The organism is Pseudomonas sp. KH_040 (assembly GCF_057839305.1).
The window spans coordinates 2,562,075-2,576,819 of sequence record NZ_CM174487.1 but is presented as its reverse complement, the minus strand read 5'-3'; the positions used below and the strand labels follow the sequence as shown (position 1 = coordinate 2,576,819).

The following is a 14,745-nucleotide window of genomic DNA, read 5'->3' as shown; positions in this document are numbered from 1 at the left end:
CATGAAAAACCTGATTGATGGCTTCCTGAAATTCCAGAACGAAGCGTTTCCACAACGCACCGAACTGTTCAAACACCTGGCGACCACGCAACAGCCCGGCACCTTGTTCATCACCTGTTCTGACAGCCGTGTCGTGCCGGAACTGCTGACCCAGCAAGAACCTGGCGAGCTGTTCGTGATCCGCAATGCCGGTAATATCGTGCCGTCCTACAGCCCGCATCCGGGCGGGGTTTCGGCGACGGTGGAGTACGCGGTGGCGGTGCTTGGGGTGACCGACATTGTGATCTGCGGGCACTCTGACTGCGGCGCGATGACCGCGATCGCCAAGTGTAAATGCATGGATCACCTGCCCGCCGTCAGCGGCTGGTTGCAGCATGCCGAGTCGGCGAAAGTGGTTAACGAGTCGCGGCCGCATGCCAATGACGCGGCGAAGTTGAGTTCGATGGTGCGCGAGAACGTGATCGCGCAACTGGCGAACATTCAGACCCACCCGAGCGTGCGTCTGGCCCAGGAGAAAGGCCTGCTGAACCTGCACGGCTGGGTGTATGACATCGAGACGGGCTCGATCGATGCTCTGTCCTCGGACCGCCGCACGTTTGTGCCGCTGGCCGAGCAACCGGCGACTTGCGCGATCCATGCACAAACCACCCATGCTGCCTGAGCAACTGCTCGTTCCCACGCTCTGCGTGGGAATGCCTCTGGGGACGCTATGCGTCCAGTGACGCGGAGCATTACGGGCTGCGTTCCCACGCTGGAGCGTGGGAACGATCACTGACTACGAGATCAGCGTTTTACGGTGAGGTCGATCTGGCTCATCCGGCTACGAACAGTGAATACGCCATCCCCTGAAAGAATCGCACTGCGCGCAAACAAGCGCCCGCTCTCCCAGTTCGAAAGCCCCAACTCCGGCTTGTTCAACGCATATTGCCCATCGACCCAACGGGTAATGCCATTGCCCACGAACGGAGCGTTGACCGCGTTGTAAAAGCGCTCCTGCACCTGCGCATCCTCACTGATCAACGACACAGTGAACTGCGGGCTGTAGCGGTTGAACAAGGCGATCGCCTGATCCAGATCGTCAACGATCATCAGGCTGACTTCCGGGGTTTCTTCCCATTCCCACTCACAGCCCAATGCGGATTCCGCCAAGGGTTCTGCCAATGCTTCGGTCTGATAACCCTCGGCGCGATAAACCTCGACCGTCGCGTTCTGCCACTCACTCGGCAAGCAGCCTTCGCTACCTTCGACGATATGCAATTTGCAGCCCTGGCCACGCGCAGTACCGGCCTGTTGCAGCGCGTCGAGAAACAACGGCACCAGTTCCGCCGCGCGATCACGCTGGATCAGGCAGACATTGAGCGTGTTGCAGACTTTGCGGTCCAGCGAGTTGCGCACCACCGCGGCAAAGCGAGTGGCGTCCGCTGCACGATCGGCGATCAGCCACGCGCCACCCGTGCCATGCAGGCTGACGGCGGTGCCGGCTTGCTGGGCAATGCTGCCCAACTGACTGACCGCACGACCCGAACCGCGCGCCACGGCCAACGACAAACGCCGATCAGCGAACATCGCCCAACCGGCGGCATGATTGACACTTTCCACCAACGACACCGCACCGGCCGGCAGACCGGCGTCGGCCAGCGCCGGGTTCAAGGCATGAGTGACGATGGCTTGCGCGGTGCCCAAGGCATCACTGCCGATGCGCAGCACGGCGGTGTTGCCGGTGCGCAAGACACCGGCGGCGTCGGCGAACACGTTAGGGCGTCCTTCGAAGACAAACGCGACGATGCCCAATGGCGAGACAACCTGTTCAACCTTCCAGCCGTCGTGCTCGACGCTGCTGATGACTTTGCCGCGCGTAGCGGCGGCATCACGCCAGGCGCGCAGGCCGGCGATCATGTCGCGACGCATGCGCTCATCGGCGAGCAGTCGCGTGGTGGAACGGCCGCGCGCTTTGGCCCTTTCGATGTCGGCGAGGTTGGCGGTTTCGATGTGCGCCCAGCACGCCGGGGTTTCCAGTCGTTGCGCAAACAGGTCGAAAAACTGGCTGATGGCCTCATCGGACACCGCCGACAGCGCGGTGAACGCCGCTGCCGCACGCTCGATCGCCACGGACGCTGCTTGTTGATCGGCCACGGGGATCAACAACAGCTCGCCACTGACCTGCTCCACCAGCAAGTGGTCACCGGGTTGAAAGCGCGCGGCCAGTTCGGGGCTGACCACGGTGACGCGGTTACCAGCGAAAGGGATCGGCGTGCCAGCGACTAGACGTTCGAGCGCAAGAGACATGAAGCGGATTCACCATGCAGGGAGCGGCCGGAAAATGTAGCGGATTACTCGATGAAATACACCTCTTCAAACACTTAAGAAACCTGTGGGAGCTGGCTTGCCAGCGATAGCGGTGGTTCAGTCAATTTATAGTGACTGACAGGCCCTCATCGCTGGCAAGCCAGCTCCCACAGGGTTTTGTGGTGTCTGTGTGATCGGATCAGAACACCGACCAGCCAATCCGCGCACTGAGCATCTCCAGCGCCGCCATCCCCGCCAGCGAATTCCCCGCAGCATTCAACTCCGGCGACCACACGCACACCGTGAACTGCCCCGGCACCACGGCAACAATCCCGCCACCGACGCCGCTCTTGCCCGGCAAGCCGACGCGGTAAGCGAAGTTACCCGCTTCGTCATACAGCCCGCTGGTGGCCATGATCGAGTTGACCTGCTGGGTCTGCCGACGCGTCAGGATCTGTTCGCCGCTGTGTTTGCAGAAACCGTCGTTGGCCAGAAAGCAGAACGCCCGCGCCAGATCGATGCAGTTCATGCGCAACGCGCAGTGACTGAAATAGCTGCGCAGCACCGCTTCGACATCGTTGTGAAAGTTGCCGAACGACTGCATCAGGTACGCCATCGCCGCATTGCGCGCGCGGTGCTGGTATTCCGAGTCGGCGACTTTGCCGTCGATCATGATTTGCGGATTGCCCGACAGTCGGCGGACGAAATCGCGCATCGACAGGGTTGGTGCGGCAAAGCGCGACTGGTTGATATCGCAGATCACCAGCGCGCCGGCATTGATGAACGGGTTGCGCGGCCGACCGCGCTCGAATTCCAGCTGCACCAGCGAGTTGAACGGTTGCCCGGACGGCTCGTGACCGAGGCGTTCCCAGATCGCTTCGCCGGAATGATCGATCGCCTGCACCAGGCTGAACACCTTGGAAATACTCTGCACCGAGAACGGCGTCTCGGCGTCACCGGCGCAATACATCTCGCCGTCGTTGCCGTACACGGCGATGCCCAGCTGATTGGCCGGCACGGTGCCGAGGGCGGGAATGTAGTCAGCCACCTTGCCCTGCCCGATCAGCGGGCGGACAGCGTCAAGAATCTCGTTCAACAGCGCTTGCATGCCGGGTTCCGAAGTCTCGCCCCATGGGATTGCGGGGACACTGGGGCTAGACGCTGCGCCCGCCCGTCGAATCACACCGGCCACCATCGCACTGAATGTTCTAGGCTCAACCGCACATTCAAAAACGGGAGAGCACCCATGCATCTCGAAGGCTCCTGCCATTGCGGCGAGGTCACATTCAGCCTCACCAGCGCCCACCCCTACCCTTATCAACGCTGCTATTGCTCGATCTGTCGCAAGACTCAGGGCGGCGGCGGTTATGCGATCAACCTCGGCGGCGACGCGACCAGCCTCAAGGTGCGCGGGCGCAAACACATCAGCGTCTATCACGCGAAGATGAAGGACGCTGACGACCAGCGCGCCCATCGCAGCACCGCTGAACGGCATTTCTGTTCACTGTGCGGCAGCGGCTTGTGGCTGTTCAGTCCGGAGTGGCCAGAGCTGATTCACCCGTTCGCCTCGGCCATCGACACACCGCTGCCGGTGCCGCCGGAGCACACACATCTGATGCTCGGTTCGAAAGCGCCTTGGGTAGAAGTAGACGCTAAATCGAAAGACAAACAGTTCGACGTCTACCCCGAAGAATCCATCGCCCAGTGGCATGAACGCCTCGGACTGACCCGATAGATCGCCACCTGCGCTGCCCTATAGAAACTGCGGTGTTTTGACGTTGAAGATCAGGATCAAAAGATCGCAGCCTCGTTTCACTCGACAGCTCCTACAGGTTTTGTGTGTGACAAAAATCCAATCGGCGCCATAAATCAATGTGGGAGCGAGCCTGCTCGCGAAGGGGCCGGCACAAGCCACAGAACTAATCCAGATGCGCCCAGGTCATTCGGAACGACGCTCCACCCCAGGGAGAATCCCCCACTTCAACCTGCCCGCCATGCGACTGCGAGACCCGGCGCACCAACGCCAGGCCCAAACCAAACCCACCGGTGCGGCGATCCCGGCTGGCATCCAGCCGCGAAAACGGCTCAAAGATCTTCTCTCGCCCGTGCACCGGCACTCCCGGTCCATCGTCGTTGACCCGCACTTCGTAATAATCGCCGGTGCGCACCAGCGACACTTCAACGCGTTGCTCGGCATAGCGAATCGCGTTGCGCAGCAGATTGATCACCGCCCGCGCCATGAATCGCGGCTCAATGCGCACGGTGTCGAGCCGGCAATCACCGATCAGCAACTGCACCCCCGCCGCTTCGGCCTCCAGCGCCACGCTGCCAACCACGCTATCAAGCCAATTGGCAGCCTGGATGTTTTCGCGTTTGATCACCGTCGCGCCACGTTCAAGGCTGGCGTAGGTGAGCAATTCGGAAACCATCTCCTCCAGTTCACCAAGGTCTGCGTACATGTCGGCAATCAGCTCGCGGTTCTGGCTGGCGTCCGGCTGCTGTTTGAGCTGGTCGAGTTCAAACGATAGCCGCGCAATCGGCGTGCGCAGTTCGTGGGACACGGCGTTGGTCAGCTCACGCTGGTTGGCGATCAGGCCTTCGATGCGTGCGGCCATCAAGTTGAAGTGCTCGGCCAGATCGCGGATGTTCGAGCGTTTCGACAGTTGAATGCGCACCGACAGGTCGTTGTCGCCGAAACGCTCGGCAGCCAGGCGCAGTTTCTCCAGATCGCGCCAGTGCGGACGCACCCAGAAAAACAGCACGATGCCGATCAGCACGGCGATCATCAGGTAGGCAGCGGCGATGTAGAACGGCATCAGGCTCGGCTCGGCCGGCAAGCGGATGCTGAGCAACTGCGGCCCCTCATCAATCGCGGAAATGTACTGGTTGTACTGGTCGCGGATCACCAGCAGCCCTTTGGCCAGTTCGGCTTTTTCCTCGTCGCTCAGGGCCAGTTCAGTGGTATCGACCAGCGTCAGCCCCAAACCGTAATGCGGGCGGATCGTTTCCAGTTGCTTTTCCCGGGCGGTGCCGTCGAGGTCACGCAACTGCTGGCCCAATGTCCATGCCTGGCCGCGCACGGCCTCACGGTTGTAGTCCTGCATCTGATAATCGAGCAAGGCATCAAAGGTGCGCTCGACCGTCTGCAAGGCCAGCACCAGACCCAACGTCATGACCAGAAACAGCCCAAGAAATAACCGCAGCATCTACAACTCCCACGCGAACGGATTGAACAGATAACCCTTGCCCCACACGGTTTTGATGCACATCGGCTCGCGCGGATTGTCTTTGAGTTTGTTGCGTAATTTGCTGATGTACACGTCGACGCTGCGGTTGAGGCCGTCGAAGGCAATCCCGCGCATGCGATTGAGGATGTCGTCGCGTGACAGCACTTTGCCGGCGGCGCTGGCCAGCAACCACAGCAGCTCGAATTCCATGGTGGTCATTTCGATGACCTCGCCCGCCAGCCGTACTTCACGGCAACTGCGGTCAACGCTCAACTGGCCAAACTCCATAAAACTCACCACGTTGCTGGCCGGCACCTGCCGCCGTTGCAACGCGCGCAGCCGGGCCAGCAACACCGGTGGCTTGATTGGTTTGATTACGTAATCATCGGCGCCGGACTCCAGACCGAGGATATGGTCGAGATCGTCTTCCTTGGCGGTCAGGATCACGATCGGTGTGTCCGACACGCTGCGAATTTCCCGGCATACGTGCAGACCGCTCTGCCCCGGCAGCATCAGGTCGAGCACCACGACTTTCGGCTTGAATTCCAGAAAGGCAGCCACGGCCAGGTCTCCACGATGCACCGTACGCACCTCGTAGCCGTGTTGTTCGAGAAAGTGGGCGATCAACGCCGCCAGACGCTCATCGTCTTCCACCAACAGGACTTTGCCAAAACCCAGGTTATCCATAACGCCCGTCTGCCGCCCTTGTGTGAAGTGGTCGGCATTATGGCGGTTTTCATGGCGCAGGCGTTTGTTTCAGGCAGCAAAAACCGGCCGCTTGGGCCGGTTTTCGGTGATGTTTCATACTCTTAAGAGTTTTTAACATTCATGCACTGATCGCTACATCTGTAGGAGCTGCCGAAGGCTGCGATCTTTTGATCCGGCTTCGTCAAAAGCAAAAGATCGCAGCCTTCGGCAACTCCTACACGGAGTCATGCGGTGGCAGGCACGCCGCTGTGGAAGCGAAACTCGTCGTCCGGCGACTCGATCAGTTCCTGCTCGGTGGCGCGAACCTTGTCGATGACCTGAGCAATATCCTTCGCATCGCCGTACTGATACGCCAGTTTCAGATAACCCTGAAAATGCCGCGCCTCGCTTTTCAGCAGGCCAAAGTAGAACTTGCCGAGTTCTTCGTCCAGATGCGGCACCAAGGCTTCGAACCGCTCGCAACTGCGCGCTTCGATAAACGCGCCGACCACCAGCGTATCCACCAGTTTCACCGGCTCATGGCTGCGCACGACCTTGCGCAAGCCCGAGGCGTAACGACCGGCATGCAGCTGGCGCAGTTCGATCTTGCGCCGTTTCATGATGCGCATGACCTGCTCGTGGTGCACCAGTTCTTCCCGGGCCAGACGCGACATCATGTTGATCAGGTCGACGTGGGAATGGTACTTGGCAATCAGGCTCAGGGCGGTGCTGGCAGCCTTGAACTCGCAGTTTTTGTGGTCGATCAGCAGGGTTTCCTGATCGGCCAGGGCGGCCTGAACCCAGGCGTCGGGGGTGCGGCAGCCAAGGAATTCGTGGATTTCGGGAAGGATCATGGGGCTCACGGTAAAAGGTGTTCGAGCGAAGGGCGCCGATTATACCGGCCTGTCCGCAGACCACCAGCGGCTGGCGTTGATATGCATCAAGTCGCGCACGATCGAGCAGCAACTATAGTTGTGCAACGCCGTGCCTTTTCTTTGCTGGAGACTCCGCTCATGCAAGCCATTCGCAGCATTCTGGTGGTCATCGAACCCGAACATTCGGAAAGCCTGGCGCTCAAGCGCGCCAAGTTGATCGCCGGCGTAACCCAGGCCCACCTGCACCTGTTGGTGTGCGACAGGAAACACGACCACGCCGGCATGCTTGGCGTACTCAAGGCTGCGCTGGTGGCCGACGGCTACAGCGTGACCACCGAACAGGCATGGAATGAAAGCCTGCACGAAACCATCATTGATGTGCAGCAGGCCGAGGGTTGCGGGCTGGTGATCAAGCAGCATTTCCCTGACAGCTCACTGAAAAAAGCCCTGCTGACCCCGGCGGACTGGAAGCTCTTGCGCCACTGCCCTACCCCGGTGTTGCTGGTGAAAACCGCAGGTTCCTGGAAGGACAAAGTGATTCTGGCGGCGGTGGACGTGGGCAATGCCGATGGCGAACACCGGCATTTGCACACGACGATCATTGATCATGGCTACGACATTGCCAGTCTGGCCAAGGCGCATTTGCATGTGATCGCGGCACATCCATCGCCGATGCTGTCGGCGGCGGACCCGACGCTGCAACTGAGTGAAACGATCGAGGCGCGTTATCGCGAGCAATGCCGGGCGTTTCAGGCGGAATTCGATGTCGATGATGAACATCTGCACATCGAGGAAGGCCCGGCGGATGTGTTGATCCCGTTTATGGCGCACAAGCTGCAGGCGGCGGTGACCGTGATCGGCACGGTGGCGCGTACCGGGTTGTCCGGGGCATTGATCGGCAATACGGCGGAAGTTGTGCTGGATGCACTGGAGAGCGATGTGCTGGTGCTCAAACCGCAGGAGGTTGAAGATCATCTGGTGGAGTTGGCGGTGAAGCATTAAAGATCAAAAGATCGCAGCCTTCGGCAGCTCCTACGGGTAGAACGCATTCCCATGTAGGAGCTGCAGCACGCTGCGATCTTTTGACCTTCAGGCGCCAAAGGCGTCTTTGAGGAATCCGGGGGCGATGTAGCGCTGATAGTGCGCTTCCGACAGCAAGAAGAATTCCCGATCAATGGCATCACGCAATTCCGGCAGGTTCCAGTCGCGAAACTCCGGCAGCAACACCATCCCGTAGGCTTCCAGATTAATGATCACCCGCGCGCCACGGGCGATCAGCTGATACGCCCAGCAATACTCCGACTGATGCGGCACGAAGCGGATCTTGCGCTGTTCCAGCTGCTCGCGCAGGCGCACCGAATCGAAAATCTCGACCTTGCCCGCCATCACTTGTGACAGCAATTGCTCCAGACGCAGCCACACTGCACGCTTTTCCTCCTCGTTGTACCCATTCCAGTGGATCACTTCGTGGTGGAAACGCTTGCAGCCACGGCACACCAGATCACCGTAAACAGTGGAGCAGAGGCCGACGCAGGGGGTCTTGATGGTCTGATTGGGCATAAGATAGGCAAAACACTGAAACGCGGAACAGGTCGGCATGTTAGCCCTTTGTCGGGCATTGATCACCCCTCAAACATCAGGGTCACAGCCGCGCGCGGCATTTGCCCCGGCCACGCGCATTGCCACGAAAGTCCAATAGAGCGCGACTTACCTTTAAATTTTTTTTGCCGTAGAATCAGCCAGCCTTTTAAGGCGCCAATGTCCGTTAGAAGCTGTTTTCAAAGCGTCACGAGCACAGTCGTTCCTTCAGAGCGGTGTTGGCGAGGGATTTTTCCAGCGGGGAAAAATCCACCGCCAACCCTCATCAGCTCCCCGTTCTGCAGGCGTAAAACTTTGAAAGCAGCTTCTGTAAGGAATTGCCGGTAATTCTGGCCGAACGACCCACAACGTCGTGAGGAGCATGAGTACGGCAATTTCGGGATGAGCGTCCCGGACACCCATTTGGGACCACTGATGAGGGTAATAACTGTGCTTGAAGCCTACCGCAAACATATCGAAGAGCGTGCAGCCCTGGGTATCGTTCCCCAGCCGCTTAACGCCGAACAAACAGCAGGCCTGGTCGAGCTGCTGAAAAACCCTCCGGCTGGCGAAGAAGAATTTCTCGTTGACCTGATCACCAATCGCATTCCACCAGGTGTGGACGAAGCGGCCTATGTCAAAGCCGGCTTCCTGTCTGCACTGGCCAAGGGCGAAGTTTCCTCCCCTCTGCTGGACAAAAAGCGCGCTGTAGAACTGCTCGGCACCATGCAGGGCGGCTACAACATCGTGACCCTGGTTGACCTGCTGGACGACGCCGAACTGGCGCCAGTCGCTGCCGCGCAACTCAAGCACACCCTGCTGATGTTCGATGCGTTCCACGACGTGGCGGAAAAAGCCAAGAACGGCAACGCTCACGCTAAAGCCGTGCTGCAATCCTGGGCTGACGGCGAGTGGTTCAAGAACCGTCCGACCCTGGCCGACAAGATCAGCCTGCGCGTCTTCAAGGTTACCGGCGAAACCAACACCGACGACCTGTCCCCTGCTCCAGATGCCTGGTCGCGTCCAGACATCCCGCTGCACGCCCTGGCCATGCTGAAAATGGCCCGTGACGGCATCGTTCCTGATCAGCAGGGCGCCATCGGCCCGATGAAGCAGATCGAAGAAATGCGCGGTCAAGGCTTCCCGATCGCCTACGTCGGTGACGTGGTCGGTACCGGTTCCTCGCGTAAATCGGCGACCAACTCGGTACTGTGGTTCTTCGGCGACGACGTTCCTTACGTGCCGAACAAGCGCGCTGGCGGTTTCTGCTTCGGCAGCAAAATCGCTCCGATCTTCTACAACACCATGGAAGATGCCGGCGCACTGCCAATCGAGTTCGACGTTTCCAACATGAACATGGGCGACGTGATCGACCTGTACCCGCATGCTGGCAAAGTCTGCAAACACGGCACCGACGAAGTCCTGACCACCTTCGAAATGAAAACCCCGGTGCTGTTGGACGAAGTCCGTGCCGGCGGCCGTATCCCGTTGATCATCGGCCGTGGCCTGACCGAGAAGGCTCGCGCCGAACTGGGTCTGCCTCCGTTCGATCTGTTCAAGAAGCCGGAAGCTCCAGCTGAAAGCACCAAGGGTTTCACCCTGGCGCAGAAAATGGTTGGTAAAGCTTGCGGTCTGGCAGAAGGCCAAGGCGTTCGTCCTGGCACCTACTGCGAACCGAAGATGACCACCGTAGGTTCTCAGGACACCACCGGTCCAATGACCCGTGACGAACTGAAAGACCTGGCGTGCCTGGGCTTCTCCGCTGATCTGGTGATGCAGTCCTTCTGCCACACCGCGGCGTATCCAAAGCCGATCGACGTGACCACCCACCACACCCTGCCTGACTTCATCATGACCCGCGGCGGCGTTTCCCTGCGTCCGGGCGACGGCATCATCCACTCGTGGCTGAACCGCATGCTGCTGCCAGACACCGTCGGTACCGGTGGTGACTCGCACACCCGTTTCCCGATGGGCATTTCGTTCCCGGCCGGTTCCGGTCTGGTTGCGTTTGCTGCGGCCACCGGCGTTATGCCGCTGGACATGCCGGAATCGATCCTGGTGCGCTTCAAAGGCAAAATGAAACCTGGCATCACCCTGCGTGACCTGGTTCATGCGATTCCTTACTTCGCTATCCAGAACGGCCTGCTGACCGTCGAGAAGAAAGGCAAGAAAAACGCCTTCTCCGGCCGCATCCTGGAAATCGAAGGTCTGGAAGGTCTGACTCTGGAGCAGGCGTTCGAACTGTCCGACGCCTCGGCCGAACGTTCGGCTGCCGGTTGCACCATCAAGCTGTCGAAAGAATCGATCACCGAGTACCTGAACTCCAACATCACCCTGCTGCGCTGGATGATCGGCGAAGGCTACGGCGATGCTCGTACTCTGGAACGTCGTGCTCAAGCGATGGAAGCCTGGGTGGCCAACCCGGAATTGATGGAAGCCGATGCCGACGCCGAATACGCCGAAGTCATCGAAATCGATCTGGCCGACATCAGCGAGCCGGTACTGTGCGCGCCGAACGACCCGGACGATGCCCGTCTGCTGTCCAGCGTTGCTGGCGAGAAAATCGACGAAGTGTTCATCGGTTCGTGCATGACCAACATCGGTCACTTCCGCGCTGCCGGTAAGTTGCTGGATCAGGTCAAGGGTCAGCTGCCAACCCGTCTGTGGCTGTCGCCGCCGACCAAGATGGACGCTCACCAACTGACCGAAGAAGGCTACTACGGCATCTACGGCAAGGCTGGCGCACGCATGGAAATGCCAGGCTGCTCGCTGTGCATGGGTAACCAGGCACGCGTTGAGCCGAACAGCACCGTGGTGTCGACGTCGACCCGTAACTTCCCGAACCGTCTGGGCGACGGCGCGAACGTCTACCTGGCTTCGGCTGAGCTGGCGTCCGTTGCTTCGATCCTGGGTCGCCTGCCGACTGTCGAGGAGTACATGGAATACGCTGGCAAGATCGACAGCATGGCGGCCGATATCTACCGCTACCTGTCCTTCGACCAGATCGCCGAGTTCCGTGAAGCTGCTGCGAACGCCAACATCCCGGTCGTTCAAGCCTAACGTAACAACGCAATGAAAAACGCCGCCCATCGTGAGATGAGCGGCGTTTTTTTATGCCTGATGGAGGGTGGTTGTCTGTTCGGGCCTCATCGCTGGCAAGCCAGCTCCCACAGGGGTTTATGGCGTTTTCAAGAGACTGAGTTTTACACATGACCCTGTGGGAGCTGGCTTGCCAGCGATGGCGGAGTGTCAGTCGACATCGTTGCCAATGACTCACCCCTTTCGCGAGCAAGCTCAGCTCCCGAGCCAAAAAAAACCGCTGTGCCCGGGCAGGCACAGCGGTTTTTATCGATTGAAGCCGTGTTACATCGTCAGCTTGTAAACCAGTGCCGAAATCGCTACCAGACCTACCGCCGTCACAAACACGTTAGACGCCTGACCACGATAGCGTGCCATCGCCGGAACCTTGCGAATCGCATACATCGGCATCAGGAACAGAATCGCCGCGATTACCGGGCCGCCTACAGTTTCGATCATGCCCAGAATGCTCGGGTTCAGCGTCGCGATGATCCAGCAGATCACTAGCATGAACGCCGCCACGATACGATCCAGTGCCTTGGCGCTCGGACGCTTGCCGCTCTTCACGATCAAGCCTTTCAGGCCCTCACTGGCACCGATGTAGTGACCGAGGAACGATTTGGAGATCGCCACGAACGCAATCAGCGGCGCCGCAAAGGCGATGGTCGGGTTGCTGAAATGGTTGGCCAGATAAGACAGGATCGACAGATTCTGCTCTTTGGCTTCCGCCAATTGCTCTGGCGACAACGTCAGTACGCAACTGAACACGAAGAACAGCACCATCAGCACCATCAACGCGTGTGCGCGGGACAGAATCTGCGAGCTGCGCTCTTCAGCGTGGACGCCGTAACGACGCTTCTGATCGACTGCAAACGCCGAGATGATCGGCGAATGGTTGAACGAGAACACCATCACCGGAATTGCCAGCCACAGCGTGTGCAGCAACGCAGACGGTGCCGGCACGTGCGAAGCGGTGGCGAGGATGCCGCCGTTCCAGTGCGGAATCAAATAAACGGCGAGAAACAACAGCGCGACAATAAACGGATAGACCATCAGGCTCATGGCCTTGACGATCGCCTGCTCGCCACAACGTACCACCGCCAGCAAACCGAGGATCAGCACGAACGACAGCAGCGCGCGCGGTGGCGGTGTGATGTGCAGTTGATGCTCGAGGAAACTGGCGACCGTGTTGGTCAGGCCGACGCTGTAAATCAGCAGGATCGGGAAAATGGCGAAGAAGTACAGCAGCGTGATCAGCGCACCGGCCTTGATGCCGAAATGCTGCTCGACCACTTCAGTGATGTCGGCGCCTTCGCGACCGGAAAGCACAAAGCGGGTCAGGCCACGGTGGGCGTAGAACGTCATCGGGAACGCCAGCAGCGCGAGGATCACCAGCGGCCAGAAACCACCCAGCCCTGCGTTGATCGGCAAAAACAGTGTGCCGGCGCCGATGGCCGTCCCAAACAGTCCCAACATCCAGGTGGTGTCCTGGCGATTCCAGCTCGAAAGTTCAGCGGGTGCTGCTGCATCAAAGCGCTCTTCGACGCTATTGGCCTGATCATTCATCCGGTCGGATCTCCGCATTCCGGTCACTTGCCACTCGGTCAGGACGCGTCGGAAAAAACCGACAGACATGCTCCGGCCGAAACAGGGGCGCGATTCTCCGTGATAAATGAGCAGAAGCAAAGACTTAGCTGAGGAATGGTTGTGCGGAGCAGATCAGCGGGATGTCGTTTTCGGATTAATAGCTGTCGCCCCCAGCTAAGTTGAATGTCGCTTTTAGCGCGCATCCAAGCTAAGCGGTCTCTGGAAAACATTTCAGATCGAACGAAGCACTATCGTCCCGATGGTGATGACGACCAGCGCAAATATTGCCCCCATACTGAACCTGAATAATTCTGAGCGAATCTCAGCCGGGGACAGACCTCTGGCCTCTTCAGCGAACTCGGCGTCCTCTCGTCGAAGTCGTTCAGCTCTGGCTTTAGGGTCCTCTATGTACATGTTTATTGTCCTTTGCGAGGTCACGAGACCAATCTGTTATGTAAACCGTTGTTAAGCATCCGGAACGCTTGAACACAAGCAATGATGTGTGAAGCGCTTCATTTGGAGCTTGGTCAATATCCCGAATACAGCTGTAATCGCAGTCAGCAGCCCCGTGCCTACCGCTACCGGGTACCAGAACCTTTCTCGCTTTAATTTGTTTTCCTCAGCCATAAGCTTGCGCCTCTCGACAATGAGCTTGCGTGATTCGTTTTGTAGTCTTTCGAGTTCCAGATTTTCCCGATCATTCTGAAGCATGCGCCTTCCTTGGCTATTGGCAGCCGTTACCTTGGCTGCTTTGTACCCTCATGATTTCGCATTGATCACCTGCCGGGTAGCGGACGAGTCTGGCGGTTTCGTAGGCAAAATCCGTGAGTAAAGTAGGCAGCCTCATACAGTGACTTTTAAGGAACTGCGTCGATTTCAAGCCCCCAATCCTTTCAATTTGCCCCACATGATCTAGCGTGAGATGTGTCCCCTGCCCTGCGGAGCCTTCCCCATGCCACTGGTTCGTGTCGACATCAGACATAACCCCGACCCCACTTTCGCCAAACGCATCGGCGAGCAGATCTACGCGGCCCTGCGCAGTTGTATCGATGTGCCCGAGCACGACAACTTCCAGATCCTCACCGAGCATGATGACCAACACCTCGTCTACGACCCGCAGTATCTGGGGATCCAGCGCAGCGATGGCGTGGTGTTCATTCAAATCACCATCAGCGAAGGGCGCACGGTGGAGAAAAAGCAGTTGCTGTTCAAAACCATCGCCGAAAGCCTGCACACACAATTGGCGGTGCGCCTGGAAGACGTGTTCATCAATCTGGTCGAGGTAAAAAAAGAGAACTGGTCATTCGGCAATGGCGTCGCGCAGTACGTCACTTGACCCGCTCATTGACAGCCCGTTATCAGCGCCAGCATGATCGGCCCATGAACATTCGCGCGCTGCAACTCACCCGTACCACCACGACCGCCAC

The 14,745-nt window shown here is 58.9% G+C and carries 13 protein-coding genes; 5 read left to right on the top strand and 8 right to left on the bottom strand.

The features are described from left to right. The first annotated feature begins 1 nt into the window (after position 1). Complete coding sequence (locus tag AC3IUF_RS11580) at positions 2–661, top strand: carbonic anhydrase (RefSeq protein ID WP_007910997.1); 660 nt, start codon at positions 2–4, stop codon at positions 659–661. A 122-nt stretch (positions 662–783) separates the two neighbouring features. On the opposite strand, the gene AC3IUF_RS11575 is transcribed toward AC3IUF_RS11580, so the two are convergent. Further along, on the bottom strand, positions 784–2,286 hold the full coding sequence (locus AC3IUF_RS11575; protein ID WP_489281065.1) for an aldehyde dehydrogenase family protein: 1,503 nt from the start codon (positions 2,284–2,286) through the stop codon (positions 784–786). Between the two features lie 199 nt (positions 2,287–2,485). Then, positions 2,486–3,394 carry a glutaminase B gene (glsB, locus tag AC3IUF_RS11570; protein ID WP_007911001.1) on the bottom strand — a complete coding sequence of 303 codons (909 nt, stop codon included), beginning with the start codon at positions 3,392–3,394 and terminating at the stop codon, positions 2,486–2,488. Between the two features lie 138 nt (positions 3,395–3,532). Here glsB and AC3IUF_RS11565 point away from each other — a divergent pair, with 138 nt between their 5' ends. Then, positions 3,533–4,021: a GFA family protein gene (locus AC3IUF_RS11565; RefSeq protein ID WP_123374909.1), complete on the top strand. Its 489-nt coding sequence runs from the start codon at positions 3,533–3,535 to the stop codon at positions 4,019–4,021. A gap of 184 nt (positions 4,022–4,205) precedes the next feature. On the opposite strand, the gene AC3IUF_RS11560 is transcribed toward AC3IUF_RS11565, so the two are convergent. The 3 genes from AC3IUF_RS11560 to AC3IUF_RS11550 form a co-directional block, all read right to left on the bottom strand. Further along, entirely contained in the window at positions 4,206–5,492 is a 1,287-nt protein-coding gene (locus tag AC3IUF_RS11560; RefSeq protein WP_007911005.1) for an ATP-binding protein, read from the bottom strand. Further along, positions 5,493–6,200, bottom strand: a complete 708-nt coding sequence (locus tag AC3IUF_RS11555) for a response regulator (RefSeq protein WP_489281064.1) — start codon at positions 6,198–6,200, stop codon at positions 5,493–5,495. It abuts the gene before it with no gap. A 245-nt stretch (positions 6,201–6,445) separates the two neighbouring features. Beyond that, positions 6,446–7,054, bottom strand: coding sequence for a MiaE family protein (locus tag AC3IUF_RS11550; RefSeq protein WP_489281063.1), 609 nt, complete (start codon positions 7,052–7,054; stop codon positions 6,446–6,448). A gap of 159 nt (positions 7,055–7,213) precedes the next feature. Here AC3IUF_RS11550 and AC3IUF_RS11545 point away from each other — a divergent pair, with 159 nt between their 5' ends. Continuing rightward, positions 7,214–8,077, top strand: a complete 864-nt coding sequence (locus tag AC3IUF_RS11545) for a universal stress protein (RefSeq protein WP_007911011.1) — start codon at positions 7,214–7,216, stop codon at positions 8,075–8,077. Positions 8,078–8,164: 87 nt separating this feature from the next. Here AC3IUF_RS11545 and AC3IUF_RS11540 read toward each other — a convergent pair whose 3' ends face one another. Beyond that, a complete protein-coding gene (locus AC3IUF_RS11540) occupies positions 8,165–8,635 on the bottom strand; it encodes a DUF1289 domain-containing protein (RefSeq protein WP_489281624.1) in 471 nt (156 codons plus the stop codon). Between the two features lie 468 nt (positions 8,636–9,103). On the opposite strand from AC3IUF_RS11540, the gene acnB reads away from it, so the two are divergent. Further along, positions 9,104–11,713: a bifunctional aconitate hydratase 2/2-methylisocitrate dehydratase gene (gene acnB / locus AC3IUF_RS11535; protein ID WP_042704862.1), complete on the top strand. Its 2,610-nt coding sequence runs from the start codon at positions 9,104–9,106 to the stop codon at positions 11,711–11,713. Between the two features lie 303 nt (positions 11,714–12,016). On the opposite strand, the gene AC3IUF_RS11530 is transcribed toward acnB, so the two are convergent. Both AC3IUF_RS11530 and AC3IUF_RS11525 read right to left on the bottom strand, forming a co-directional pair. Further along, the gene (locus tag AC3IUF_RS11530) at positions 12,017–13,297 is read right to left on the bottom strand and encodes an HAAAP family serine/threonine permease (protein ID WP_007911014.1); all 1,281 of its coding nucleotides are present in this window, start codon (positions 13,295–13,297) and stop codon (positions 12,017–12,019) included. Positions 13,298–13,783: 486 nt separating this feature from the next. After that, positions 13,784–14,029 (bottom strand): hypothetical protein, encoded by a 246-nt coding sequence (locus AC3IUF_RS11525; protein ID WP_489281062.1) that lies wholly within the window; start codon positions 14,027–14,029, stop codon positions 13,784–13,786. 241 nt (positions 14,030–14,270) lie between these two features. Between AC3IUF_RS11525 and AC3IUF_RS11520 the strand changes: the two genes are divergently transcribed. Next, complete coding sequence (locus AC3IUF_RS11520; protein ID WP_007911017.1) at positions 14,271–14,654, top strand: tautomerase family protein; 384 nt, start codon at positions 14,271–14,273, stop codon at positions 14,652–14,654. Positions 14,655–14,745: the final 91 nt, after the last annotated feature.